The 25,968-nt window shown below is 54.2% G+C and carries 22 protein-coding genes; 4 read left to right on the forward strand and 18 right to left on the reverse strand.

The genetic code is table 11. The features are described 5' to 3' along the window. Positions 1–4 precede the first annotated feature (4 nt). Positions 5–748 carry an SDR family NAD(P)-dependent oxidoreductase gene (locus TU92_RS08365; RefSeq protein WP_112166132.1) on the reverse strand — a complete coding sequence of 248 codons (744 nt, stop codon included), beginning with the start codon at positions 746–748 and terminating at the stop codon, positions 5–7. Positions 749–881: 133 nt separating this feature from the next. On the opposite strand from TU92_RS08365, the gene TU92_RS08370 reads away from it, so the two are divergent. Further along, a complete protein-coding gene (locus TU92_RS08370; protein WP_213052728.1) occupies positions 882–1,784 on the forward strand; it encodes an AraC family transcriptional regulator in 903 nt (300 codons plus the stop codon). 21 nt (positions 1,785–1,805) lie between these two features. On the opposite strand, the gene TU92_RS08375 is transcribed toward TU92_RS08370, so the two are convergent. Continuing rightward, positions 1,806–2,693, reverse strand: coding sequence for a LysR family transcriptional regulator (locus TU92_RS08375; protein WP_112166134.1), 888 nt, complete (start codon positions 2,691–2,693; stop codon positions 1,806–1,808). Between the two features lie 237 nt (positions 2,694–2,930). Between TU92_RS08375 and TU92_RS08380 the strand changes: the two genes are divergently transcribed. The 3 genes from TU92_RS08380 to TU92_RS08390 all read left to right on the forward strand — a co-directional run bounded on the left by TU92_RS08380 (position 2,931) and on the right by TU92_RS08390 (position 6,119). Beyond that, positions 2,931–4,118: an MFS transporter gene (locus tag TU92_RS08380; protein ID WP_244207776.1), complete on the forward strand. Its 1,188-nt coding sequence runs from the start codon at positions 2,931–2,933 to the stop codon at positions 4,116–4,118. Positions 4,119–4,182: 64 nt separating this feature from the next. Next, positions 4,183–5,211 (forward strand): alpha/beta hydrolase, encoded by a 1,029-nt coding sequence (locus tag TU92_RS08385; RefSeq protein WP_112166136.1) that lies wholly within the window; start codon positions 4,183–4,185, stop codon positions 5,209–5,211. 227 nt (positions 5,212–5,438) lie between these two features. Beyond that, the gene (locus TU92_RS08390; RefSeq protein ID WP_112166138.1) at positions 5,439–6,119 is read left to right on the forward strand and encodes a hypothetical protein; all 681 of its coding nucleotides are present in this window, start codon (positions 5,439–5,441) and stop codon (positions 6,117–6,119) included. A gap of 65 nt (positions 6,120–6,184) precedes the next feature. Here the strand turns inward: TU92_RS08390 and TU92_RS08395 are convergent, their stop codons facing one another. The 16 genes from TU92_RS08395 to tssB all read right to left on the reverse strand — a co-directional run bounded on the left by TU92_RS08395 (position 6,185) and on the right by tssB (position 25,524). After that, entirely contained in the window at positions 6,185–7,309 is a 1,125-nt protein-coding gene (locus TU92_RS08395) for a VasL domain-containing protein (protein WP_112166140.1), read from the reverse strand. Then, the gene (gene tssH, locus TU92_RS08400) at positions 7,296–9,830 is read right to left on the reverse strand and encodes a type VI secretion system ATPase TssH (protein ID WP_112166255.1); all 2,535 of its coding nucleotides are present in this window, start codon (positions 9,828–9,830) and stop codon (positions 7,296–7,298) included. Before tssH ends, TU92_RS08395 begins: the two co-directional genes overlap by 14 nt. 19 nt (positions 9,831–9,849) lie before the next feature. After that, complete coding sequence (locus TU92_RS08405; protein WP_112166142.1) at positions 9,850–13,278, reverse strand: type VI secretion protein IcmF/TssM N-terminal domain-containing protein; 3,429 nt, start codon at positions 13,276–13,278, stop codon at positions 9,850–9,852. 6 nt (positions 13,279–13,284) lie between these two features. Then, positions 13,285–13,902 (reverse strand): DotU family type IV/VI secretion system protein, encoded by a 618-nt coding sequence (locus tag TU92_RS08410; RefSeq protein ID WP_112166144.1) that lies wholly within the window; start codon positions 13,900–13,902, stop codon positions 13,285–13,287. Continuing rightward, on the reverse strand, positions 13,899–15,278 hold the full coding sequence (gene tssK / locus TU92_RS08415; protein WP_112166146.1) for a type VI secretion system baseplate subunit TssK: 1,380 nt from the start codon (positions 15,276–15,278) through the stop codon (positions 13,899–13,901). Before tssK ends, TU92_RS08410 begins: the two co-directional genes overlap by 4 nt. A gap of 1 nt (position 15,279) precedes the next feature. Next, positions 15,280–15,933 carry a type VI secretion lipoprotein TssJ gene (locus TU92_RS08420; RefSeq protein ID WP_112166147.1) on the reverse strand — a complete coding sequence of 218 codons (654 nt, stop codon included), beginning with the start codon at positions 15,931–15,933 and terminating at the stop codon, positions 15,280–15,282. Continuing rightward, on the reverse strand, positions 15,930–16,979 hold the full coding sequence (gene tssA, locus TU92_RS08425; RefSeq protein ID WP_248291964.1) for a type VI secretion system protein TssA: 1,050 nt from the start codon (positions 16,977–16,979) through the stop codon (positions 15,930–15,932). Before tssA ends, TU92_RS08420 begins: the two co-directional genes overlap by 4 nt. 53 nt (positions 16,980–17,032) lie before the next feature. Then, positions 17,033–17,332, reverse strand: a complete 300-nt coding sequence (locus TU92_RS08430; protein ID WP_112166152.1) for a PAAR domain-containing protein — start codon at positions 17,330–17,332, stop codon at positions 17,033–17,035. Beyond that, positions 17,332–17,799 carry a DUF6931 family protein gene (locus TU92_RS08435; protein WP_112166154.1) on the reverse strand — a complete coding sequence of 156 codons (468 nt, stop codon included), beginning with the start codon at positions 17,797–17,799 and terminating at the stop codon, positions 17,332–17,334. Before TU92_RS08435 ends, TU92_RS08430 begins: the two co-directional genes overlap by 1 nt. Positions 17,800–17,822: 23 nt before the next feature. Beyond that, the gene (locus TU92_RS08440) at positions 17,823–19,784 is read right to left on the reverse strand and encodes a type VI secretion system Vgr family protein (RefSeq protein ID WP_112166156.1); all 1,962 of its coding nucleotides are present in this window, start codon (positions 19,782–19,784) and stop codon (positions 17,823–17,825) included. A 66-nt stretch (positions 19,785–19,850) separates the two neighbouring features. Then, positions 19,851–20,789: a type VI secretion system baseplate subunit TssG gene (tssG, locus tag TU92_RS08445; protein WP_112166158.1), complete on the reverse strand. Its 939-nt coding sequence runs from the start codon at positions 20,787–20,789 to the stop codon at positions 19,851–19,853. Then, positions 20,780–22,603 carry a type VI secretion system baseplate subunit TssF gene (gene tssF, locus TU92_RS08450; RefSeq protein ID WP_244207775.1) on the reverse strand — a complete coding sequence of 608 codons (1,824 nt, stop codon included), beginning with the start codon at positions 22,601–22,603 and terminating at the stop codon, positions 20,780–20,782. The genes tssG and tssF overlap by 10 nt, the downstream gene beginning before the upstream one ends. Beyond that, positions 22,569–22,985, reverse strand: a complete 417-nt coding sequence (locus tag TU92_RS08455) for a type VI secretion system baseplate subunit TssE (RefSeq protein WP_112166162.1) — start codon at positions 22,983–22,985, stop codon at positions 22,569–22,571. Before TU92_RS08455 ends, tssF begins: the two co-directional genes overlap by 35 nt. A gap of 55 nt (positions 22,986–23,040) precedes the next feature. Further along, positions 23,041–23,523, reverse strand: coding sequence for a hypothetical protein (locus tag TU92_RS08460; protein ID WP_112166164.1), 483 nt, complete (start codon positions 23,521–23,523; stop codon positions 23,041–23,043). 34 nt (positions 23,524–23,557) lie between these two features. Continuing rightward, positions 23,558–25,039 carry a type VI secretion system contractile sheath large subunit gene (gene tssC, locus TU92_RS08465; RefSeq protein WP_112166166.1) on the reverse strand — a complete coding sequence of 494 codons (1,482 nt, stop codon included), beginning with the start codon at positions 25,037–25,039 and terminating at the stop codon, positions 23,558–23,560. Next, positions 25,036–25,524 carry a type VI secretion system contractile sheath small subunit gene (tssB, locus tag TU92_RS08470; protein ID WP_112166168.1) on the reverse strand — a complete coding sequence of 163 codons (489 nt, stop codon included), beginning with the start codon at positions 25,522–25,524 and terminating at the stop codon, positions 25,036–25,038. Before tssB ends, tssC begins: the two co-directional genes overlap by 4 nt. Between the last annotated feature and the right edge of the window lie 444 nt (positions 25,525–25,968).

The following is a 25,968-nucleotide window of genomic DNA, read 5'->3' on the forward strand; positions in this document are numbered from 1 at the left end:
AACCTTAAATATGGTAGCCACCGGCGACTTCGATGGATTGCGCATTGATCCAACGGCTGTCGTCTGAAATCAGCCCGGCAATCGCCTTCGCGACATCCTCTGGTTCGCCAACGCGCCCGAGTGCGGTCTGCGAAGCCAGCAAGGCTTCAAACTCATCGTTCAGGCCGCCGCCCAGCCCGGTACGGATTGCTCCCGGTGAAATGGAATTAGCGCGGATACGGCGCGGGCCGAACTCTTTTGCCATATAGCGCGTCAGCACTTCTAGTCCGCCTTTGAATGCGGCATAAGGTGCGACGCCCGCTGTGGCAACGCGTGTCGTTGCGCTGGTGACATTCACGATGTGGCCGCCCCCGGCCAGTAACGGCAACAGCGTCTGCGTCAGGAAAAACGGTCCTTTCAGGTGCACATTGAACAGGCTGTCGAATTCGCTTTCCGTCACGGTTTCAATCGGATTAAACAGTCCAAAACCGGCGTTGTTGATCAGCACGTCAAAATCAGAACGATGCCAGATACGCGGCAACAATGCTTCCAGCTGTGCGCGAAACGCCGGAAAGGTCTCTGAGCGCGAAACGTCAAGTTGTACCGCTACGGCCTGACCGCCCGCTTTTTCGATTTGGCGGACCACCTGCTCAGCCGCTTGTGGATGACGGTGCCATGTGAGGATCACGCCCATGCCGCGCGCTGCGCACTCAAGGGCGGTGCTGGCACCAATGCCGCTGCTGGCGCCTGTGATAAGAATAACTTTCATGATGTTTCCTGCCGGTTTGCTTGTGTGCAGTAAGACTATGGGACTCAGGGCGCAGCGGCTTCCGCGTTCCTGCTCGATTCTTGCCTGTTTCTGCTTTAAGCTCGCCACAACGAAAATGCCGGGGAGGCAGAACATGGATCCAGTATTCCAGCTCGATGAACTGCGCGGCCTGGCCGCCCACGCCGGTAACTGGCGGACAGAGACGGGCATTCCACGCGTGGCAATGGTGCAAGGCAAAATCCCGGCGGCGGCGCTGGCGGCGGTCTACGAGCCGATGATCAATCTGATCCTCACCGGCAGCAAAACTATGACGGTGGGGGAAAAGGTCTTCAACTATGACCCGGCCTCGTACTTTGTGATGTCGGTGGATTTACCGGCGGTGGGTGAAGTCCATCCGGCAGTCACCGGCGAACCTTATCTGGCGGTGAGCCTGACCATTGATCCTCAGCGCGTGGCGACATTGCTGGAGGGGTTATCGCCGTCGATGATGAACAACAGGCCGGAGGGCGGATTCTCGGTGGCGTCTGTAACGCCGGAGCTGCTGGATGCGTGGGTGAGAATGCTGCGTCTGATGAAAACCCCTGATGACATTCCCGCACTTGCGCCGGTCTACGAGCGCGAAATTCTCTATCACGTCCTGAAAGGGCCACATGGCTGGATGCTGCGGGACATCGCTTCACCGGGCACCATGCTGGCGCGGATAAGCAATGCGATCCAGTGGCTGCGACACAATTTTGCCGAAGAGTTTGTGGTGGAATCACTGGCCGGGCGGGAAGCGATGAGCGTCTCAGCGTTTCATCGTCACTTTAAAGCTGTCACCGCCATGAGCCCGTTACAGTATCAAAAACGCGTCCGGCTGTTGCACGCCAGAACGATGTTGTTAGGACGACAGCAAAGCGTTACCTACGTGGCCCAGGAAGTGGGGTATCGCAGCGTGCCGCAGTTTAACCGTGACTACGCCCGCGTCTTCGGCCTGCCGCCGCTGAAAGATGTGGCCCAGTTGCGCAAAGTAATGAATGTCCGGGAAAGTCACTGACAACCTTGCCGGAGACTCACATCACGTCAGCTTCAGCGCTTCCATCACCAGTGAAAACGCCGGAGAGTGCTGTTTTCTGCTGGGGTAATACAGGTAATAACCGGGGAAGGGAATACACCACGCATCCAGAACCCGGATCAGGCGGCCTTCCTCAAGGTGTGGGGCAAACTCTTCTTCCGGTAAAAATGCGATGCCCAGCCCGGCTAAGGCTGCATCCACCATGTGCGCAGAGGTGTTAAACGTCAGCTGGCCGTTAACCCGCACATTCACCGGCCCCTCTTCATTATCAAATTCCCAGACGTAAAGCCCTCCCGACGTGGCCTGCCGCATATTCATGCAGTTGTGATCCAGCAAATCATGCGGCGTGAGCGGAATCGGATGCGAACTGAAATACTCCGGGGAGGCTACTGCCGCCATGCGCAGCTGAGGGCTGATCGGCATGGCGATCATATCTTTATCGATGGTGTCGCCCAGTCGCACACCGGCGTCAAACCTGTCGGCAACAATATTGCGAAAACCGTGGTTGGCATCAAACTCCAGATGGATATCAGGGTAATTACGCAATAACGGCGACAGTTTGGGTAACAGCAAGGTTTTAAGAACATGAGGTCCGCAGGTGATACGCACCGTACCGGCAGGCTTATCACGCATCTCCGTCAGCATATCCAGTTCTGCTTCAATCTCATCAAAGCGGGAACCAATCGCCGCAAGCAAGCGCTCGCCCGCCACCGTCGGTGACACGTTTCGCGTCGTGCGCGTCAGCAGCCGGATCTCCATACGATTCTCCAGAGCGGTGATGGTCTGGCTCAGTGCGGGCTGCGTGACGCCAAGCTGGGCGGCTGCGCGGGTGAAACTGCCCTCACGCGCGACCGTCACAAATGCCATCAGATCGTTGAGATTACGCTTCATTACACCTTCTTAGATTTCTATTTATAAGCAGGGCTTATAACCCCATTAAGGATTCATTACCTAGTCAGAATATACTCTCGCTGTAGAATTCTCAGCAAGCAGAAACCCGAAAAGATCAGAATCGGGAGTTTTGCTTAATTCCGGTAACTTTATGTTATTTAAGTTTTTATTCCCTGAATAAAGACCGCCACCGGCTCGCCCAAAATTTATCAGGCCAAATGAAAAAGGTAATAAAAAGTGACGACTTCCATTGATAACACCCTGCCGGACGATAGCACCAGCGCGCATTGGACCGGGGTGTGGGCGATAACCCTGTGTGTATTTGCGCTGGTCGCCTCGGAGTTTATGCCCGTCAGTCTGCTGTCACCGGTTTCCCGCGATCTGGGCGTCAGCGAAGGGCTGGCCGGACAGGGGATCGCGATATCCGGCGCACTGGCCGTGCTGACCAGTTTGTCGATATCCCGGCTGGCCGGAAACATTGACCGCAAGCTGCTGCTGTTAGGGCTGACGGTACTGATGGCCCTCTCCGGCGCGGTGATCGCGCTCGCCCCCAATTATCTCACCTACATGGCGGGGCGTGCACTGATCGGGGTTGTCATCGGCGGATTTTGGTCGATGTCGGCGGCGCTGGCGCTCCGGCTGGTGCCTGAGGATCAGGTGCCCCGCGCACTGGCGATTTTTAACGGCGGCAATGCGCTGGCGATGGTGATTGCCGCGCCGCTCGGCAGTTATCTGGGCTCGGTGATGGGCTGGCGTGGTGCCTTCTTTTGCCTCGTGCCGGTCGCGCTGGTGGCGTTTATCTGGCAGGGGGTCAGCCTGCCTTCAATGCCCCCTGTGCGGGGTGAAAAATCCTCAGGCAATGTCTTGCGTCTGTTCAAAAATCCTTTGGTCGCTCTCGGCATGGCGGCTTGCGGGTTGTTTTTCATGGGCCAGTTTGCACTGTTCACTTATCTGCGCCCGTTCCTTGAAACGGTGACTCGCGTCAACGTCTCCACGCTGTCACTTATTTTGCTGAGCATCGGCATTGCCGGTTTTATCGGGACGCTGATTATCGGTTTCTTTCTGCGTGCGGGCCATTACCCGACGCTGACTGCCATTCCGCTGGTGATGGCAGTCATTGCCGTGATGCTGATGGTATCCGGCCATACGCTCTGGCTGGTCGTTGTGCTGTTGGGTCTCTGGGGGCTGGTGGCGACGGCGGCACCGGTCGGATGGTGGTCTTGGGTGGCGAAAACCTTCCCTGACAATGCCGAGGCCGGTGGTGGACTGATGGTCGCCGTAGTGCAGCTTTCGATTGCTCTGGGCTCTACCGCAGGCGGACTGGCCTTTGACCACGTGGGCTGGCAGAGCACGTTCGGTCTCAGCGGCGCATTGCTGACACTGGCGGCCATCCTGACCTTTATCACTCACTGCCGTGCACGCTGACGGCGAGCGTATTTTTAACCGGGCGAACGTACGCCCACTGACGAAACCTACTGAGGATATTCTCATGAGAGCTTTAAGTATGTTGTTCGGATTGTTGATCAGCTCGTTTGCGGCCACTGCTGCGGATATGTCGAACGGTGCAGATAATTTTTACCAAAGCGATAAAGTGACGCAGCAAAAGGTGACGTTTAAAAACCAGTACCAGATGAACGTCACCGGGAATCTTTTTATTCCGAAAGATATGAATCAGAGCGCCAAAAATCCCGCCATTGTTATTGGTCATCCAATGGGGGCAGTAAAAGAGCAGAGTTCCAATTTGTATGCACAAAAACTGGCAGAGCAGGGCTTTGTGACACTGGCAATTGATATTTCTTTCTGGGGTGAAAGTGAAGGGAAGCCGCGTAACGCCGTTGCGCCGGATATCTACGCTGAGGATTTTAGCGCCGCAGTGGATTACCTCGGCACACGTTCGTTCATCGACAGAAATCGTATCGGGGTGTTAGGGATCTGCGGAAGCGGCAGTTTCGTGATCAGCGCGGCGAAAATTGATCCGCGCATGAGAGCGATTGCGACCGTCAGCATGTATGACATGGGGTCGGCGAACCGTCACGCGCTAAACAATTCCTTAACGCTGGAGCAGCGCAAGCAAATTATCGCCGAAGCGGCTGAACAACGTTACGCAGAATTCACCGGCGGTGAAATCAAATACACCAGCGGCACGCCGCATAAAATTGATGAAAACTCTCCACCGATAGCCAAAGAGTTCTACGATTTTTACCGTACTCCGCGCGGCGAATTCACGCCAAAGGGGTCTTCCCCACAGCTGACCACGCACCCGACGCTGACCAGCAACGTGAAGTTCATGAACTTCTATCCGTTTAACGATATTGAAACCATTTCGCCGCGTCCGATGCTGTTTATTACTGGCGATCAGGCGCATTCCAAAGAATTCAGTGAAAACGCTTATAAGCTCGCGGGGCAACCGAAAGAGCTGTATATCGTTCCCGGTGCGGGTCATGTAGATCTATACGACCGTACCGATCTGATCCCCTTTGCCAAACTGGCATCGTTCTTCAAAGAGAATCTGAAGTAACTTTTCAAGGCGTACATGGAAGGGAAATAAAGGTAACGCGTGCTGAAATCATTCGCGCGCGTTGCCGCTATTTTGGAAAGTTTTTGCAATTTTGTTATCACAGTCATCTCAGCAGAATGTCAGATATTTATTATTCTGATGGAAGTCGCATTGGTATATTGATATTTGTATCCCGGCGACGTGAAATCCTTCATAATAACAAACTCACATAATGGATTATGAATGACATGCCTATACATGACACAGAATATCAGGATGCGTTAGATTTTTTCTACGAAAGTGATTCGGACGAGGTATATTTTTCCGCTTCAGAAGAACAGCCTGTTACGGCTGAAATACCTTTCTTTAAGAAGAATCGGCTCAGAGACCGCAGAAAAGCATCAAAACGTGTGACTCAGCAAAAACTGGTGCAACATCCATTTTTTTCTGCTGCCAATGTTCTGCCCAGACTGCCTGATTTTATTCCTCCATTTAATGACCGGACTGTCTCGGCGAAATCGATCCCCCCTTCGCCACAGCCTAAACCCGAGAAAAGATGGCGTTCATCGAACCATGTCTTTGCCGAGCCAGAGACGTCGCGGGGAGCAATAAAGAAAGGAGGCAGCGCACCTAAATTCACACAAAATGAACCCCGCTGGACTGTGGATATGAGTGAACTCACGAGCATTGATCTTGATGGTGCGGCGATGAAAAAATATCAAGAATTTGTGCGGGCAGTTAATGAAAGTAATATGTCACCGTTAGATATTAATTTCGAAAAACGCCGATGGGACATTAAATTAACCAATCAAAAAGATAAGTATGAACTTTGGAGTGGACGGTTATCGAAAGATAAACGTATGAAATTCATCGTCCGTCAAAGTGAACATAAAGTGATGATGTTTTCAGTGGGTAAGCATGATAAGTAATATAAAATCCTCATAAGATTGTCACCCTCTCAAAAAGCCAGAGCAAAAACGCTCTGGCTTTTGTGTTATTTATTTGTCAACTGAGTCAACCGGCTATTTAACGCCTCCAGTCGCTGAGAGATCGCGCTGATTTCTGCATTGCTGACCGGCTGTTTGTTATCAAGCTTTTTCTGCACGTCATCAAGCTGCGCCAGAACCGGTTCGCCGCCTTGCTGGAGGGTTTGACGCATCTGATAGATGGCCGTTTTCAGTTCCGAAATCGTCATATAGGATTTGCGCTTTTGCTCGGCGTCCAGCAGTCGCTGTTCCAGCTCGTTCAGCTGTTTATTCACCAATGCCCAGCTGTTGATCTTCGGCAGACTGGCGTTTTGTTCCGCGAAGCGGTTTTGCCAGCGTGCGGATAACGGATTGTCCGGCCAGAACGCGTTTAAACGTAAAGCTGTCGAAGGTTGTACCAGCCAGTGAGCCGCGCTTACCGCGCACAGTGTCAGGGCGATACCGGCCATGCCGCCGGTTATCCAGGCTTTCCACGGGCGCGGCGGGGGCAGCTGCGTCAGCGCTGAGAGAGGTTGCACAGGGAGAGGTTGCGCAGCGGACACGAAAGGCAACGGCGCAGGGACGGGAACAGCGGGTTTTACCGTCAGCGCCCGTTTTTGCAGCGATTGCCGGCTCGACTGAAGGTAATCGAGCAGGTTGCGCAACGCCGCCTGACTGCGCGATTGCAGGTTCAGCGCATGGACGAGCATCATCGACACTGCGGCTTCAAGCTGCGTAAGAGTTTCGATTTCTGCACTGTTTAGCGGCAATCCGTACACACTGGTCGCGGCGTGGGTGGCATACCATTCGATAATCTGTTGGCGCAGATCGGTGGCCGCTAAAGGCGGCCAGCACTGACGCTGTTTTCTGCCAAAGGCTTCGGCCAGCAACAATGTCGCGTTGGCCATACCGGCCCAGCCGTGGCGCTGGCAGCTGATCAGGCAAAACCAGACACCGCTTTGCAGGTCATAGCCGTGGCGCTCAAAAATTTCCAGACACTGGTTTTCCTGCGTCAGCCACCATGAACGGTCGTGAACGTGACCTTTCCACCCGTAAACGCTGTTGCTGAGCAGCAAAAATTCCTGATGATGGCGGGGATCGTGACAGCTGATTTTTACATCGGCTGGCGTCACGGAAGGATTAATCTTTTTCATGGCTTTTCCACGTCACCAGTTTGTCTTTACTGACGCCAAGTTTCAGGCCGCCTTTAATGACCTTTTCTTCCTGCAACAGCTGGTCGGCCAGCAGCGGCAGCGTATGCTGGCTGAGAACCTGATCAATATCGCGGGCACCGCTCTGGTTGACCTGACACAGCCCGGCGACCCAGGTCACCACGCTCTCGCTGTAAGTCAGTTGTACTTCGCCGTTGCTGGCGGCGTGGTAACGCAGGCAGATTTTGTCCAGCTTAAGCCTGATGATTTGCGCCAGCGTTTTAGGATCCAGCGGCAGATACGGGATCAGCGTGACACGGCCCATCAGCGCCGGGCGGAAGACGTGATCGAACTCGGGGCGGATCAGCGCGCAAAGTGCTTCCGGCGAGACGTCGCCTGCGGCGCAGGCCGTGGTTATCTTCGCGCTCGCCAGATTGGAGGTCATGATAATCAACGTGTTACGGAAGTTAATCAGCTGGCCTTCTGCATCTTCGAGCACGCCTTTATCGAACACCTGATAAAACAGCTCCATCACATCCGGGTGGGCTTTTTCTACTTCATCGAGCAGAACAACGCTGTACGGATTGCGTTTCACCGCCTCAGTCAGCACGCCGCCCTGACCGTAACCCACATAGCCCGGCGGGGAACCTTTCAGGCCGGAGACGCTGTGCGCTTCCTGGTATTCCGACATGTTGATGGTCACCAGACTTTGCTCGCCGCCGTACAACAACTCCGCCAGCACCATCGCCGTTTCGGTTTTGCCGATGCCGGATGAGCCCGCCAGCATGTATACGCCGGTCGGTTTCAGCGGATCGTTAAGGTTGGCGCGGCTGATGCGTATTTGCGTCGCGATAGTTGACAGCGCGTGACGCTGGCCGATGACGCGCTGTTCCAGCCGGTGAAGCAACCCGCTCAACTGCTGATGCTCTTTTTCCACCATGCGTCCGAGCGGAACGCCCGTCCAGCCGGAGACCACGTCAGCGATACAGGCCGCGTCAACGCATTCAAATACCAGCGCGTGGGCCTCATGCAACAGCGCCAGTTCATTGCGCCACTGCGTAATCGCGCTTTCATCACGGCTTTCCTGCAATTGTTGCACCAGCGTCTTTTGTTGCTCCCACAGCGGCTGGATATAGGCCAGATCGGCCAGCAGTTCACCTTCCCGAAGCGCCAGTGCGGCCAGCCGTTTCTCGTGCTGACCTTCTTTTTGCAGCGCGCCACGCTCGGTGCGCAGATTGGTGAGCAGCGCGTTAATATCCTCAATTTCTTTCGGATGATGCGACTGGGAAACCGCCACGCGGGCGCAGGCGGTATCGAGCAGGCTGACGGATTTATCCGGCAGTTGTCTTCCTGCGATGTAACGGCTGGAAAGTGAAACCGCCGCATGGATCGCGCTTTCGAGGATCAGCACGCCGTGGTGGCGGGACATCGCCGGGGCAATGGCGCGCAGCATGGCGGTGGCGCTGTCGATACCTGGCTCCGCGACCTGCACCAGCTGGAAGCGGCGGGTCAGCGCGGCATCTTTCTCAAAATATTTTTTGTATTCTGCCCAGGTGGTGGCCGCGACGACGCGCAGCTCACCGCGTGCCAGCGCCGGTTTCAGCAGGTTGGCCGCATCGTTTTGCCCGGCCTGACCGCCTGCACCAATCAGAGTATGGGCTTCGTCGATAAACAGAATGACAGGCGTCGGGGCGCTGGCGATTTCTTTCATCAGCGCCTGAAGGCGGTTCTCAAACTCACCTTTTACGCTGGCACCTGCCTGAAGCAGGCCGAGATCCAGCGTTAGCACTTCCATCGATTTCAGCACGTCCGGCACATTACCGGCGGCGATGCGCAGCGCCAGACCTTCCACCAGCGCGGTTTTGCCGACGCCCGGTTCACCTGTCAGGATCGGGTTGTTCTGACGACGACGCAGAAGGATATCGATCATCTGGCGAATTTCCGCTTCGCGACCCAGCACCGGATCTAACTGGCCGTTACGCGCCTGTTCGCTGAGGTTGCGGGTAAATTTGCCGAGCGCGGTGTGGTGGTTGTGTTCCGAAGACATCGCACTGCCCTCTGCGGGCTGGCAGGCGTCGAGCAGCAGTGCTTCTGCCGCATCCCGATTGCAGTTCAGTGCCTTCTGCACACTATCGCTCAGCTGCGACACGGTATTTGCATCCAGCAGGCACGCCAGCAGCGCCGCCGGTGCCAGCTGCGTGTGTCCCCATCCTGCACTGGCGTGAAGCCAGGCTTTTTCCAGCCACTCAACCAGCCCGGAGGAGAAGACCGGCGCACGACTGTTGCCGCTTCGCAAGGTGCTCAGCGTTTGCTGCGTGGCGCGGAGCAGGGCGTCGGAGGGCAACCCCGCGCCCAGACTGAGGGTTTCCATCAGGCTGCTGTGGCGAATAATGATTGCCAGTAAGAGATGCTCAACGTCCACCTCATGATGGGTGCGCGAAATGGCCTGACTGACGGCAGCATCCAGACAGCCGCGGCTTTCCGGAGTCAGTTTGTCTACGATGCGTTTTAAATAGCTGCTCATAAAAAATCCTTTACGTAAATTACCGGCATTCAGCCGCATTTGCCGGCAAGCCGGAGAGTTGTCCGCGCAGCGCGGCAGAAGGTTCTTCGCTTGGCTGTTGTTCTTCCAGCGCCTGTTTCTGTTCCTGGAGAACCGCGAGCTGGTCGTCCAGCTTTGCCCAGTCCATCCACGCCCTTTGCAGCGTCTTCTGGTCGGAAATCTTAAAGCGCAGCAACACATGTTGGATGTTCAACGCCGTCATGGCCTCCGCGTTATCTTCAAAATCATGGGCGTCGATCAACGCTTCGCCATGGGCAAACGCCTGAAGGAAGTCAGGCCATGCGCTACTGCCGCTATAGCGGTAGCTGGCGGTGAACTCGGGGAATTTGACGTCCAGTTTTACGCTCTGGCATTGTCCCGGCAGCCAGATGAACTGTGCCTCTTCGGCAAAATTCATGTTGTCGAGCACCTGGACACCGCTCTGGCATTCCAGCGTCAGGCGGGAACCAATGGGGATCAGTCGTGCGCCTTCCGGTACGGTCGCTGGCTGGCTGACAATGCCGACGCTGTAAGGTTTGATTTCCAGCGCTTTTTGCTGCCCGGTCAGTTGCATAATCTGATCGTTAAGCACCGTAACTCGGTCGGCGTTTTGTGTGTTCTGGCGCTGCGGCACATCAAGTACGTCTTCCGGGTTCAGCATGTGACGGGCAATGCGCACAAACTCATCGGTCAGCGGGACCGTCTGGCCCTGGAATTCACCGGCCTGCGGCCCCTGATCGCTGACCACCAGCAAACCTTTGGCTGGGCCACGGACGAAGTCAGCCAGATACTGCCAGGTCAGCGCCTGCTGGGCGTCATAATCCTCCTCCTGGGCATTCTTACGCATCGCCCACAGCACCTTGCTTTGCCACTGCTGATTGAGCCAGCAGCCGGAGCGGGACACCGCATGGCCAAGCAGCGCGCTGGCGTCGCTTTTGTACATTGACCAGACCGCTTCCACGCCAATTCCCTGACTGTGCGGTTCCGACATTTTGCGCAACTTTTCAAAACTGGCGAACAGGGTGACCAGCGGATTAATGTTTTTGGCATCCGTCTCCGTGGCGAAAAGCCCGTTGGTGAGCGCCGGACTCAGAGCGGCCTGATTCAGCGCCTCTGATGCTGCCGCATTCAGCGATTCCAGCCACTTCTTCCATGCGCCGGTTTGTGGCGTGGCGAGAGGGGAGGCCGCCGGTAATTTTCCGCCCCGTAACCATTTGGTCAGCCCGCCACGCAATGTGGTGTCAACCTGTTGCACTTTCTTCAGGGTTGGATTTTCTGCCGCCTGCATCGGAAGATTCTGTAACTTTTGCAGTTCTGTCAGCCATGGCTGAGCACTTTGCGCAGGAATATCGTCGAGTTCGAGAGCGATTCGCCGGGCAAAGAGCATGGCGGGACTCTGCCCCTGAACGATGGCAATCAGCTGGTTTTGCGTCAGGGAATGAGCTGCCTGATTTTGCACCAACGGAGTCACGGTAAGCAGCAAATCACGCCAGGCGTTCTGGCGCAGAGCCGGCAGCGACTGCTTAAACTGTTGCAGCGCCGGCTCCGGCTGTGTTTTGCTCCCTGCCTGCGCGATCAGATCCACCCATGCGTTGAGTTGCGCTTCGCCCTGAAGTGTCCAGATCCCAGAGAGCGTAGCGGGCACCTGCGGCCAGTAATCACTGACCTGAAGGGCAGGCAGGCTATTATCCGGCGCGGTCAGCCACGCCAGCGTACGGTCATCATTGATGAGGACTGACAGCAGGCGACGCAGAGCCGCCAGTTGGTTTTCGCCACCCGGTTGTTGCATTTCCCAGCGCTCTATTGCCAGTCGCGCGTGCGGCGATGCGGAAGGATCGATGGCGTTGAGGCGCAGGGCGTGGGGGATAGGCGGTCGCAGGCTCAGCGCCGTCAGCGAGGCACCGTCACGCATCGCCTGACGGGTAATCAGGGTTTGAGCGAGACGGATCACCATCTGGCGCCGGGTTTGCAACGGCGCAGTCAAAAATTGTTGTTCATACGCCGCGAACTGCTGGCTGGTGTTCATAGGCTGAGACGGAAGCCGGGTACGCAAACGTTGTTCAACCCACAGATGTTGATGGTTAAGTACGTGCGCAAAAGGCAGATACACCAGCGGTGCATCGCGATGCGTTTCGTTCTTCATCAGCAATTCCGCCAGCTCTGTCGCGGACAGCGAAGCCGTGTCGTGCTGCATCAGTTTTGTGCTTTTCAGCGCGCTGTAACCCAGCGCAACGACGCAACCCAGTAGCAACAATCCCCCCAGGACCACGCGCAGTCTTTTGTTGTGATTCCACTGCACGTCACGAGTGGCGCTGAACGCCGGAAGATGGTGCGTCAGCAAATCGTGAACAAAGGACGTGGTGCGGCGACTTTTGTTCAAATCCTGTTGCTCACTGGCTGTAAACCACACGCCACCGAGCGTAGCCGGAGTGAAGTAAGCGTTGGGTTCGCATAGCGAGGCGAGGAAAACCCGCAGCGGCTCTTCCTGTCGGGCGAAAGATTCCGGGAACGCGAGCAGCGCGGCCTTTGCCTCTGCCGAAACGGGCGCGCCAGCCATGCTGATGCGGGCAAGATCGAAGCCCTTTTTCAGCGCAGTAAAAAGCGGCAGCAGCGTCGAGACGTCTTTGCCGTCGATTTCCGGCGGCGTCGGCCAGTAATATCCCAGCGCCTGCTGTTGCTGAGCCGGGGAAAGCTGCTTCGTCCAGAGGCTGAAAGCAGGGAATTTATCGCACTGTGTCACCATTATGTAGAGTGGCAATTGGCGCATAAGCTTGCGCGTCAGGGGTTCGATTTGGGCGCGGATTTTACGCGCCTTCTCATGCAGCACGCTGACGTCTTCATTGATGAGATCGGTGACCGACAGACCAATCAGAATGCCTGATGGCGCGGGCGCACGGGCTATCCAACCGACCATTTTCCCCCAGGCCCGGTGGAAAGTGGGTGTCCCGTTGAGGAAGTTACCGGACAGGTCGAGGATGCAAACGTTGCGGAAAAACCACCATCGCAGGGTATGCGTCGGCACCACAGTATTATCATGTTCATCACTTGAGAACATCGGCAGGCCCGATCCGGCGAGCAATGACGTTTTGCCGCAGCGGTCGCCGAGCAACAAATACCAGGGGATCGGCGGACGTTTACGCTGAATACGTTTCACCACCGCTGCGCCAGATTTCCAGTGCTGAAACAGCACGTATTCCCGGCGCGAAAGGCGAAATTTTTCGAAAAAGCGGTGTGCTTTCTTCTCTTTAATCAGCTGTGTCAGCCAGAGCAGTGCGCTCCACAGCACCAAGGCCGCGAACATCACACTTATCCAGACTGCAAAAATCATGACCGTACTCCACTCGCGCCAGAGCCCGAGGGTGCAGCAGAAGAGAAACACCAGACATAGCAGCAGCAGCCATCCTGCGAAAATGAATAATTTTTTCAGCATACGTTCTTATGAAAAATAAAGGGCCTGAAGAAGCACCAGGGTGGCGTAAAACACCGCCAGCCCCAGAAGGGCAAGCACAACGTTGCCCTTTGAGGAGGCGAGCGACGATCGTTTTCTGACGCTAACCGGCGTGAGCGGTGCGTCGTTCGGCCACTGTTGCCAGGCATGAGGCAGGCAATGCTGGCGCTGTTGTCCGATGAGAACGCTCAGAGCATGACCGTCCTGTGCGGCGCTATATTTCCCGTGGAATCCATTTTGCAGACAAAACAGGAACACGCGGCGCACCTGAAGGTGCTCTTCTTTCAGGTCGTTCAGCCTTACAAAGAACATCTCGCCGCCGATGGAGGTCTGGAAGTATTTGCGTTGCAGCAAATCGTAGCGCCAGCGTTGCGCAAAGGGCTGTGCCGAACACAGAACGGTTTCATCGAGCCAGACCACCACGGCAAAGAACGCCTGATCCCGCTCGAAATCGGTCACGTCCTGATACTCGGCGTCCTTCACTGCGCCCTCGATCCGGGAGAGGCAGATCGCGCGGAAGGTGTCGTAATCGGCAAAAAGCGCAGACTGATACGCGAATTCGGCGGCCAGTTTGAATACGGGCAGATAGCAGTCGAGGAGTGTCATTGGTTGGGCACCATAAAGACCAGTTGCACCTGTAAGTCGTCAGGTGCATCAGCCCAGTAAAAAGCGACATTTTTTTGCTGTTCGACGCTTTTCCATCCATCTTCATGCCGGTTCAGCACAAAATAGCAGGAGTCTTTTCGGTCGGGCACACCGCGTGGTGAAGGGTTCGCCCACACCGAGGTGATACCTGGCAGAGCGTGCTGAATAAGGGCGCTGATGGCGTTCTGCGGTGCGATTTTGAATTCCCCGCCCGTCTTAAAGGTTAAGTGCCACGACGCCAGTTTTTCGGACCGCAGCAGCAGCAATACCTGACTGGCCGGCGGGATTTCTCCGGGCATCAGCTCGCCGCGATAAATCCGCTGTTCGTCAGATTTCAGGGTGATGTAGGTGTTGTCTTCCAGCGCCAGCCCGTTGAGCAGGGCGATCAGTGTTTTCCTGACACTGCTGAAGCAGTCGATCAGGTTGTAGTGATCGTAAGGCAACAGCGATGCGCCACCGTCGAGCCATTCGCCGGTGAATGAGCACATGTCGTTAAAGGACGAAATCTCCCCCACCAGCTGCACCAGCAGGCCATAGATTTGCCACGGATGAATGATCGGCGCACGGCAGTAATGCTCAAGCAGCGGCAGCGCACGGTTGAGGGAACGCATTGCCAGCAGCTGCGTGATGTCACCGGCGCTTTTACTGCCGTTGCTCAGCTGATCGGGGCGTTTATATTCTTCGAGTTTGTGGGCACGGCTGCTGAGTTCGGCGCGCAGGCCTTCCAGCAGCGTTTTAAGCGCCGGGGAGCCGGTCAGCGTCACCGCTGGCGGACTGAAACGCGGATCGAAAATCACGCGGTCGTTGTCATAACGCAGTTGCAGCAGCGGCAGGCACTCGCAATCGACGGCGGTTTCTTTCTCTGCCTCGCTCAGGATGCGAACGTTGTAGGCAATCCGCGGCACGGCACTTTCCGGACCTTTGTGATAAACGTCTTTCATCACACCGTCATCGGCCTGGTTGATCCAGCGGCTGCTGGTGCCGGTGCTGACGTTCGGATGATCCGGGTCGAAACGGCGCAGCGCCAGCCACAAGGTGAAAGGCTTCTCGCGCTGTTTCCAGGCGTCACGAAACTGGCGTGGCTCGATCAGGCAATTACCCGGATATTCGAGGTAATAGCCCGAGGGCAGGATCAGGCGCAGATGGTCAATTTTGAGCGAAAAATCGACCAGCGTTTCATGATTGATGTCGCACTCGATCACGCCGACGTTCCACGGCTGTGCCAATTGGCGCTGTTGCGCCAGCATGTAGCTGTGATGGAGATCTACCGACTGAAAATGCTGTGGTTGCAGATACAAACCGGAGTACCAGTAAATCTGCTGCTGTTCTGGGTACATGTTATTTCTCTCCCCCCGCCGGGACGTTGACAGGCGAGTTCTGCACTGGCTGAGAGTCTGCTGGCGACTGAACGTCATGTGGCGATGAATTTTTCGTCAGCTCTGTAATGCTCTGACTGCCAAGCCTGACGTTAAGGACCAGCGGAGAGAGTTGTGCGGACCACTTTGGTGTCCACCAGCCAGTGCTGGTGAGAGTGACCGGGATACTGACCATCGCCATATGCTGTTTTTTCGGGAACGGGTAATAGCCAGCGACGATTGCCACCTTGCGGGTATTCTCGCTGCGGTCGATGTGCAGCGTGATTTGCTGACCGGGCATGGTGGCGTAACGGTCCACTTTCAGGATGTCATTTTCGGCGCCCGCGCCGTTAAACAGGCTTTTCAACTGCGCCGGATTAGACAGGACTTTATTCAACGAACTGGCATTTTGCGCCTGAATCACCAGCAAAGTGCAGCTGTTGGCAATCTCATTCCAGCTGTTCAGGCCGGGATCTGCCGTGATGTTGAGGGCGATCGCGCCCTGAGCAAACGGTGTGGCCACCTGATCGATGGCCTGCTGTTCGGCGGAGACCTTATTACTGGCCTTTTCACCCGCGCAGCCACACAGCAGAGTGCTGGCGATGAAAAGTAATAATGCTGTGCTTAGGGCTTTCACTCTTTTTGTCCTTTTAGTACGTTGTTGATTTCACGCATGCTTCCACTGTCAGTCAGCATTTCGTCAAGCCATTCGGTGAGTGTCATGTTCGCCCAGCGCGCCGCACGCTCCATCAGGAACGGCACCGGGCTGGAGGGTTCGGTCTGGCGGAAAAAGTGGGCGATAGACAGCATCTGACTGATGGCCTGTTCACGCGAAAGCAGCTGATTGCGGCCCGGTGCCTGATAAGCATCCCCCATCTCAAAGGCGACAGGTTCGTCGGTGAGATCGGTGAAATCCAGATTCAGCATTTCACTGCCCGTCGGGATCGCCCGCTGTGCCAGACGTTGCAGAAAATCCGTACTGTCTGACAGGCTTTGGCGTGTTTGAGCAAACAGGGCGTGAGGCTCTTCCTGACTCAGCGAGAAATAACAGGCTTCCAGCCGGTCGAGCTGAGTTTTCAGGCGCTCAAGGCTACCGGCCCGCTGGCTGATTTCGATGGAAGAAAACGTCGCGGCGAGCACATCGAACGTCTCCATGCTCAGATCGCCTTCTTTGGCTATCATGTCGTCGCGTGAATCCGGCCACGTACAGATTTTATGTTCGAAGGCGAGCACCCTGTGCCAGTGCGCCAAAGAAGACTCCGGCTGGCGGATCAGCGGACGGGTGTACAGCAGCTGACTAATATCGCGATCGAGTCGGCTGAGTTTGCTGTAGCGGACCGCCGCGCCCTCGTCATCCAGCGTGGGCCAGCACTGAAACCAGAAGTGCGTGATGAATTCACTCAGGAATTGAAAGCCAGTTTCTGCGCCCTCAATGCCCTGTAAGTGAGTCAGGGACTCAACCAGCCAGCAGCCTACCTGCAAATCTTTGCTTTGCTGGGAAAGCGCGGCAACGCACAGCTTGCGAACTTTGTGCCAGTCAGCGCGGCGCGGCTCAGCCATAGTCCATTCATCTTGCGGAAGATAGTCCGGGTCGCTTTCGCGAGACTGACGGATATCATCATAAATTTGCTCGTATTCCAGATTGAGCCCTGCCGGTTGTTCCGGGCTGATGGGCATCAACATAGCGGCTATTTCTGGTTGCATTACTGACATATCTTTTTCCAATTAAAACAAAACTATCCAATAAGAACTTTCGGGCAGCCCATGACGATAGTGCCGCCGTGCGCGCAGCTGTCACCCATGCGGGCAGCCGGTTTTTTGCCGATCATTACTTTGACGCTGCCCATGACAATGCTGTCCGGAGGGCCCACGCAGACGGCCATTGAGCCGACGGTTGCGGCGGGCATGCCACCAATCAGTACAGTAGGCACGCCGGGCGGCAGGATCGGGCCACCCACGTGAGGGATCGGCGGCAGGCCGGGCGTGACCATCGGGCAAACATGCATATCTGAAACGCGAGCTGCGGGTTGTCCCATCAGGCTTTCTCCTGAGTCCATTGCGCCAGAAGGCGGCGGGTGCCGTCTGCCGGATTGTCGGTGTTGCGCGTCGCCAGCATCAGCAACACGCAGCGGCGCATCTCGCCGCTGAGGTGCGGTTCGGGGTACACCGGTTCCAGCCCTTCCGGGCTCATGCTGCCCTGCGACCAGAACAGTGACAGTGCGAGCGCACCTGCCGGGGTGTCGAAACCCAGGATTTCGGCGTGGTGAAAAATCTGCCAGCGTAATTTTTCATTTGGCTCGGCATACCAGCGCTGCATTTCGTCCAGCACCTGTGCGCTGGCCGGGTGTGCGATGTGGCGCAGGCAGCCGAGCAGCCAGAGGCTCAGCGCGCGCGGGTCGGCCTGCTTCACCCACAGGGTTAGCACCTGTTCCCACTGGTCGTCGGCACTTTGCTGCATATTGCTTTGCCCGTGCGCCGCGGGGGGATAATCGTAATCAGACATGCTGTCTCCTTAAGCTGTGTTCCTTAGCCAATATTGATGATGCCGCCTTTAATCTGCGTCATCCCGCTACCCTGTACGGTGGTCATCGCACTTTTCAGTTCGGCCGTGCCGGAGCCTTCGATTTTGATCATCGTGCCGCTGATGGTGATGCCGCTTGGCGAAATCGCGATTTTGCTGGAGCCGACCTTCAGCTCGATGGACTGCGTGGATTCGATCACACAGGTTTTGTCGGTTTTAATCTTGCCGCTGCCGCCGGTCGCCGTGAGGGAGTAATTACCGTTATTCAGGCGGGTGGTGACGTTGCCGGTGACTTTCTGCTCTATATCGCCTTTATCGAGGGTGATGTGCAGAGATCCCTGTTTGAGCACCAGCGTGTCGTTGCCTTTGGTGATTTCCGTGTCGCGGTTCGCACCGATTTTGCTTTTAACGTCGCGCGTGACCTCACTGGTGACGTCGTTTTTCACGGTCATCAGCAGGTCTTTTTGCGCGACGATTGTCAGCTTCTCTTCGCCTTTTTTATCGTTAAAACTCAGCCGATGGCCGTCTTCCATCCCACCTTTGCTGGTGCTGCGCGTAGCGAAGCCGGATTCCGTTTTTTCGTCGGGGAGAGTGAAGGGCAGTTTGTGTTGGCCGTTGTAAACCGAGCCGGTGACCAGCGGAAAGTCAGGATTTCCCTGAATAAAACTGACCAGCACTTCACTGCCGATGCGCGGGATAAACTGAAAACCGAACTTGCTGCCGGTCCAGGGTTGCGAGACACGCACCCAGCACGAACTGTTGTTGTCATTTTTGTTTTCGGTATCCCACGGAAACTGGATTTTGATGCGGCCGTATTCGTCGGTATGAATTTCTTCAGAAGAAGGACCGACGACTTTGGCGATCAGCACGCCCACAATGTCCGGCGCAGTACGGGTACAAACCGGGCGCCATTTCACACTGTTGCGCAGTGTCTGAATTTCACAGTGGTAGCTGCTGGTGCTGCTTTCGAAATTATTGGTGGCCTCAAAGCTGAGCGCCTGAATGCGGTAACTGTCGTTGTCTGTCGGGTGGTCGGTCAGGCTGAACACTTCGCCGCAGCTGAGCCAGTGGGCGTTAACGGTGACGTCGTACAATTGGGTGTTGGCCTCAAACGCCTCCATGGCGTTCTTAGCTTTGCTGGTGATCTCTGCGCGTTCGGCGAGCGGTGTGACGTCAGTAAAGGTCAGATGGTCGACGCTGTGCGTTTTCGATGTTGAATTATTGCTGTCGGCCACCGCCGCCGCTTTCTGCATGTTATAGCCAGTCATCGCGACTTCGCCGGGAATAAGCGACGAGCTGATAGACCAGGTTTCAATGTTGCCGGGGGTCAGAACTTGCCCCTGATGGTGCCAGGGCAGCGTGCCCGCTTTGGCCGAAGGGTGTCCGGCCGGATGATCGGCCAGTACCATCTGGTGCTGATTTTCCTGATGTTTGAAAAAGTAATAGATACCTTCTTCTTCCAGCAGGCGGCTGATGAAATCGAAATCGGACTCACGGTACTGAATACAATATTCCCGTTTCTGATAGCTATTTCGCAGCTGGAGATCCACCTGGCTGATGTTGTGCTCGCCCAGGAGTTTGCTGACCAGATCCGGCACGGTCATGTTTTGCCAGACGCGCGTCGAGCGCCCTGACTGCAACAGCGCAAAGGCGGGCTCCAGCCGGAAAAGGCATTCCGTCTGGCCGTAGGCATCTCGCTTGCGCTGAATGCGGGTCACAATCCCGTGCAGATAGCGCCGGGGCAGATTATGTATACCGTCGCCAATCTCGCAGGACACCGCTTTGCCATGTAAGGCAGCAATGCCTTTCTCATCAAGCGCCGTCACCGAGCGCAGTTCATAGCAAAAAGGCGTGGAAACCGTCTCGCTGCCGTTGAGTGACAGCAGTAAGAAATCCGAGGCAACGGCGCCGTTCCAGTGCAGGAAGTGATTTTTCTGCATCTCTTTTAGTTGTGCGGTTAATAACATTCTCATCTTCCTTTTGAAGTGCTGCGTGATGGCGGAACAGTCGCGACATCGGGCAATATTGCTGGCTTATGCAGGCAGCGGCAGACAAACGTGGCGCAGGGCGGTGGGGTCGCGCTGGCCGATACAAATATCCAAACCCAGCTGACCGCCACCCAGTGGCACGGGCGGGCTGCTGTCGCTGCTGATGGTGAGATGGACTGAGAAATCCAGCCCCGGCCCGACGTATTCGCCAATGTGCCCCCAGATTTCCTGATAAAACTTGCCCTGCGGCGTGAAGCGTTGCGAATGCGCCTGACTCATCGGCCCGAAGGTGACATCAAAGTTCGACTGAACTTCCCAGCGCACGCGACCAATCATCGGCGCGGTTTCCAGGGTGTGCGTCAGGTTTCCCAGCTGACAATGTTCGGTTTCTTCAACGGTTTTCCAGCCGCCGGTGAACGGCGTGATATGCACCGGCACGCCGTAATATTGGCCGAGCCACACTTCCAGATTGACCAGCGACCGAACCGGCGATGAAAACAAATGGGCATACTTTTCGCCGCCTGAGACTGACTGCGACGTCAGTAAACCGGTCAGCGCCAGCGTTGCCTGTTGTAAGGGCTGCTGAGTTTGTGATTCGGCGAGGGCGTAAAGATGGTTTTTCTGCCATGCGAGGTAATCCAGGCAGTAAAGCCGGTGGCCAAACATATCCAGAAAGGCTTTGGCGCTGCGGTCGCCATAACGATACTGACGTCCGATCATCCATTCCGTGTAGGCCGTGGGTAATGCGCCTTGCGCACCGGTAAGCCCGTTCTGCCAGACGGTGATGCGCAGCGGATCGTCAGGATTTTCCTGCTCGATACCGGCAATCTGACCGGAGGGCGCTTCCAGAGAAAGAGGAGAGACGAGCCGCAGCTTTGCATCCAGCGTGTCAGCTGTGGTGGTGTGTTTGCCACGCAGCTTGTGCAACAACGTGCGCACCTGTTGGTAGAAACTGAACCTGCTGGTGATGCGTGTTAAATCCATGACAGTTTCCCTGCCCGCACCGGCCAGATCCGGCGTGTGTGTTCTTCATTTTCAATCAACGTTGTGACGCGGGTGAAGCTATTGACCGGTGCATACAGCCCGAGAAAGTGATCCAGAAAACAACACAGCAGAAAGTATTCGGGTTCGTTCAATGCGTCATGGGCAAATGTCAGCGTCAGCGCGATACCGCGCGCCATCGTCTGCGGATCGCTGGCCACCAGACGCGTAGTGATCGGCTGCACGTCAAGATGCAGGATCATGTTGATGATGCGCGTGATAGCCGGAAGATCATGAAAGTTGTACAGCATCAGCGTTTCCCGCAATACCTGTACGCCCTGAGTGCCGCTGAGCAACATGTGATTGAGGGACAGCTGGGAAATCAGACGCCAGCGGATAGCACTTTTATCGGGCGGCTGGACAGGCCGCGTCGGACGGTTGAGGGCGCTGATTTTCAAGTCTGCCAGCGGCAAATCTGAGTCAAAATCGCCGTCCGGATGACCGTTTTTCATCTCACACGGAATGGTCTGATTGGTACAGGTTAAGCTCAGCGTGACCATCTCGGCTTGCGGCGCAGCGGCCTGGCTATTGCGGTTGGCAAAAGCGATAAACACTTTACGTTCAGACCCGGCGGCGTTCAGGGTTTCGCGCTGAAAACTCTGCCAGTAAATGCCTGCATCACCCTCAATGCGCGAGTGGTCGATACCAAACAGCGGCTGGACGGGCACCATCGTCCTGTCCTTATCTTCGCCGCCCTGAATAAAGACATGGTTAATCGCCCAGACGTCAATCTGTTGCTGGCGACGGATATCAGGAATGACCGGGTATTCAGCAGTGTTTTCCGTCAGCGTGATCGGTTCTGCACGCTGGGCAAACAGGTTGATGGCTGGCGTGCAGTTAAGGCGGAAAAAGGAAGTGTCGATAATCTTCGCCAGCTTTTCCAGATGATGATTCAGATGCGTGCGGTTAAATACCACTTCAAAACTGAACACAGAATTGGCGGCGGCGTGAAAAGTCTCCGGCAGGCGGATATCCAGAAAATAGAACTTCTGCGGGAAGAAAAAATAATCCTGTAGAAGCGCATGAATCGGCGCCACACGGGGATCCTGCCCCAGCAGGCCCTCTTCGTGACTAAAACCTGCCGGGGTTACCGCCGTACTTTTCAACGGATAAGATGCGTCGCCCTGATGAACACTCAGCTGGTTAATTTCAGAGCACAGCAGGGTATAGAGAATGTTGACCGCGTTACCCGGACCATGCAAAAACAACCGCAGGGATTCGCCCGCCACCGTCGCACCGGACCACACCTGAAAACTAAGGTGCAGATGCCAGCTAAGATCTTCCTCGTCAAAATGCAAACGGGTCTGATCCACCGACAGTGGCAACAGAACCACGGGGTACACGGTCTGAAACTGGCACGCCGCGTCCTTGATGTGCCGGGTAAACAGCGAGGCACCGGCGGCGATGGTGTTTTTATCGGTAATACCGCTGGTCAGCCGGTGGGGTTCAATGGAGACGATGCACGTAGAGGGCATCACCCGTAAAAACTGCGGGGCAATGGTGGTGAGCAGCGCTTCAGTGAGCTCCGGCATATCGTCATCCAGGCGCTGATGGATACGCGATGTTAATAACGCAAAAGATTCAATGATGCGTTCAACGTGCGGATCTTCGGATTCGCCTTCGATCATGCCCAGACGGCGGGCAATCTTAGGGAAACGGCTGGCAAAGGCTATGCCATGCTGTTTCAAAAAGGCCAGCTCTTTCTGGTAATACGACAGCAGCTTATTCATCGAAATAAAACTTACCGGTACAGTCATCCCACACCAGGTCAAATTTCACCGGCAATGTGTTGTGCAAAGCATTTATTTCAAAAATGACGTGAGAGGGATTATTTGTTTTAGTGATGATCGTCACGCCGGATAAACGTGGTTCGAAGCGCTGAAATGTATTTTTAATACGTTCTTCGATGATTGTTTTTCGTCTGTCTGTGTCATGAATTTGTGAAACCGATTCATTGATACCGTAATTTAAAATCGACGCATTCACTAACGGCAGGGTTTCAAGATATGCAAAACTCGAACGTGAAGAAAAAAGCATCTTAAGCTCATCGAGCAACCAGGTGCTTTTGTCTTCATTCCGGTAATTATCCTTTTCTACGTAAGGCGTATTATCACTCAGGCGAAGTAATAAGGATGGCATGGTAATATCTCTTTACAGTAAAGCAGTGCAAATGCACTGCTTTATTTTTCTAAGGTTATACGAGCGCTTTTTTAGGAATGTCGTATTTGATTGGTCCAATTTGATCCAGCGCAGTTTCGTCGGCATTTGGTGCATAGAAGGTGACTTCCACTGCGCCTTCAAAACTGAAGGACATATTCAAAAACAGCTGATCACGTTTTTCGAAGTTCATCGTGCTGATTTTACAGTTATGGTAAACAGTGCGTTGACATTCATAATCTTCTTTGTAGTGGTCAGAACTACGATGAACGATTGTGATCGTGAGATCTTTATAGCCACGTTGTAAATATTTCTCGTACAGGTTGCTGGTTTCTTTCGTTACCTGAAGAGAGATATGACAGCTGTCAAACATCGCGCCGTCCTGACCTGAATAAGTCGATAAACCGGAAGGAGCAAAACCTTCCATCCATTCTTTATACCCGGCCTCTTCAGATGACCCTTTAACAGCTTTACCGTCGATACTGATTTGTACGAACTGACACTCTTGGAGCTTTGCCATTTTTTATTTCCTTACTGTTGTTTATTAATAATAATTAATTACTGGCTGTGCCAGGTAAATCGGCGACGAGTCGTAACGACATGCTCAGTCCTTCCAATTGGAAGTGAGGCTTTAAATACGCAATCGCACGATACATACCAGGGCAACCAGGTACTTCTACAACTTCAACACTGGCTTCGCGCAGGGGGTAACGGGCTTTGGTTTCAGGGCCCGCGTTATCTGAAGCCACCACGTATCGCATGATCCATTTTTGTAAATAGTTTTCGCAGTCGGTGCGTGACATAAAGCTACCGACTTTGTCGCGTGCGATAGATTTCAGGTAATGAGCAAAGCGCGAAGTCGCGAGCAGATACTGTAACTGGCTTGACAGACGTGCGTTGGCGTTGGCCTGATCAGACTTATAAAGGCGTGGTTTATTAACAGATTGCACAGCAAAGAAAGCCGCATAATCCGTGCCTTTACAGTGAACCAGTGGAATAAAACCGAGTTCAGAAAGCTCTTTCTCACGGCGATCGGAAATGGTGACTTGCGTCGGGCATTGCATCAGGCGCTCACCGCTTTCGGAGACGTAGTTATACGCCGGCAGGGCTTTAACCAGACCACCACCTTCTACACCACGAATCGTTGCACACCAGCCGGTTTCTTCGAAGGAATCAACAATACGACCCGCCAGTTCAAAGGCGGAGTTGATCCACAGGTAATCAGAGCCGACTTCATTTTCCCGAATTGTTTCTTCAAAACCGAAAGTTTCAACTGCAATAGTTTTGGCCCCGTAAGGCATACGGCCAAGCACCCTTGGCAGGGTCAGACCGACATAGCGGCTGTCTTCCGTCTGGCGGAATGAGCGCCAGCGGGCGTAATCGGTGGTCTCGAACATTTTCGCCATATCTCGCGGGCGAGGCATGTCGGCAAAATCACTCATCGACAGCATGCCGGGGGCGATAGCGCTCAGGAAAGGTGCATGGGCCGCCGCCGCAACATGGGAGATTTGTTCCAGTAAATCAATATCCTGTGGAGTATTATCGAACTGGAAGTCCCCGACAAAAACAGAGAAAGGCACGCCACCAAAAGTACCGTATTCACTTTCGTAAACGGTTTTGAAAAGCATCGACTGGTCGAAATCCGACGCTGATTTAAAGTCTTTGATTAATTCCTGTTTGGTGCATTGCAGTAAACGAATCTGAGTATTTTCAGTCACACTCGATGCAACCAGCTTTTGCAGACCACGCCACGAGGATTCCCTTTTTTGGAATTCAGGTGCATGCATGATCAGGCTAACCTGACTGGAAAGCAGTTCATCAATGGCATGAATGCGATTCTCGATACTGCCAATCAGATCGCTTGATACAACCATTGCGCCAGAAACAACTTCCGCAAGAAAGTTATTCAGCTGCGATTTCATACGGTCACGATCGGATTCCCGACGAATTGCCTGAGTGTTATCAATGATTTTATCGAGATAATCTTCGCTCAGCGCTTGTCCGGCGGGAGCATTCAGAGTTTGTTCAACACTCATTCTTCGTCTCCCTGGTTTTTGGTTACGCTGGAAGACGCTAAGTTTTGCTGCTGCAATAACTCTGAAAGCTGTTCTTTCAGGCGTTCGTTACTGGCGGCACGGTTACGTAGATCGCAAAGTTGTTCGCGCAGCTCAATCAGCTTGCGCAGAGGCTCCACCTGACGGGCAATATTGTCCGGTGAGAAATCTTCCATCGTGTTGAAGGTCAGTGAAACCGCCAGATTTCCTTCCTTTTCCGGTAATGTGCTTTCAACCAGAAACTCAGCCTGTGGCTGCATTGAAGACATGATCCCGCTGAAATTGTCTTTATCGATGTTGAGGAATTTTCGCTCACGCAGGCTATCTTCACTTTGTGTGAAGTCGCCCATGACACCGATAACAAGAGGTAATTCTTTTACCGTTTGAGCATCCCCAATTTCCACGTCATAGGTGATTTGTACGCGGGGAGGTCTGTTTTTATCTAATTTATGCTGTGTATTACTCATAGATTTATCCGGCATTATTTGGGTAGTATGATGAGTTAATTTTTAAGCGTAATTTACGAGCGAATAAATTTACTATCTTAAAAGCCGTGATTTTCACAAAAAACTTTAGATGATAATATTTTTTATTTCGCCAAATAAAATATAATACTTTATTTTTTGTCGTCGGCCTTGAGATTAGTACGCTATTTATCCACTCGTCGATAATGAAAACTAATCACCAAAGTAATATGGTTGCGTTATCGGGAGTGCTCAGTGAGGAGCAAAGGCTACCATAAAATGATTTTCAATCTAGTTTTTTTTGTTTTTTGTTGTGTCCAGTATCGGACTGTTGTTATTAAGTTAATGGATAATATTGATGGCTAATTGAATCATGTATTGATAGGTTGAATATGAATTAAGGGTTAAGTTTGTTTTCTAAATAACTTAATAAAAACTAATGTTTTG

Origin of the sequence: Rahnella inusitata, from assembly GCF_003263515.1 — a bacterium.
GTDB lineage: Bacteria > Pseudomonadota > Gammaproteobacteria > Enterobacterales > Enterobacteriaceae > Rahnella > Rahnella inusitata.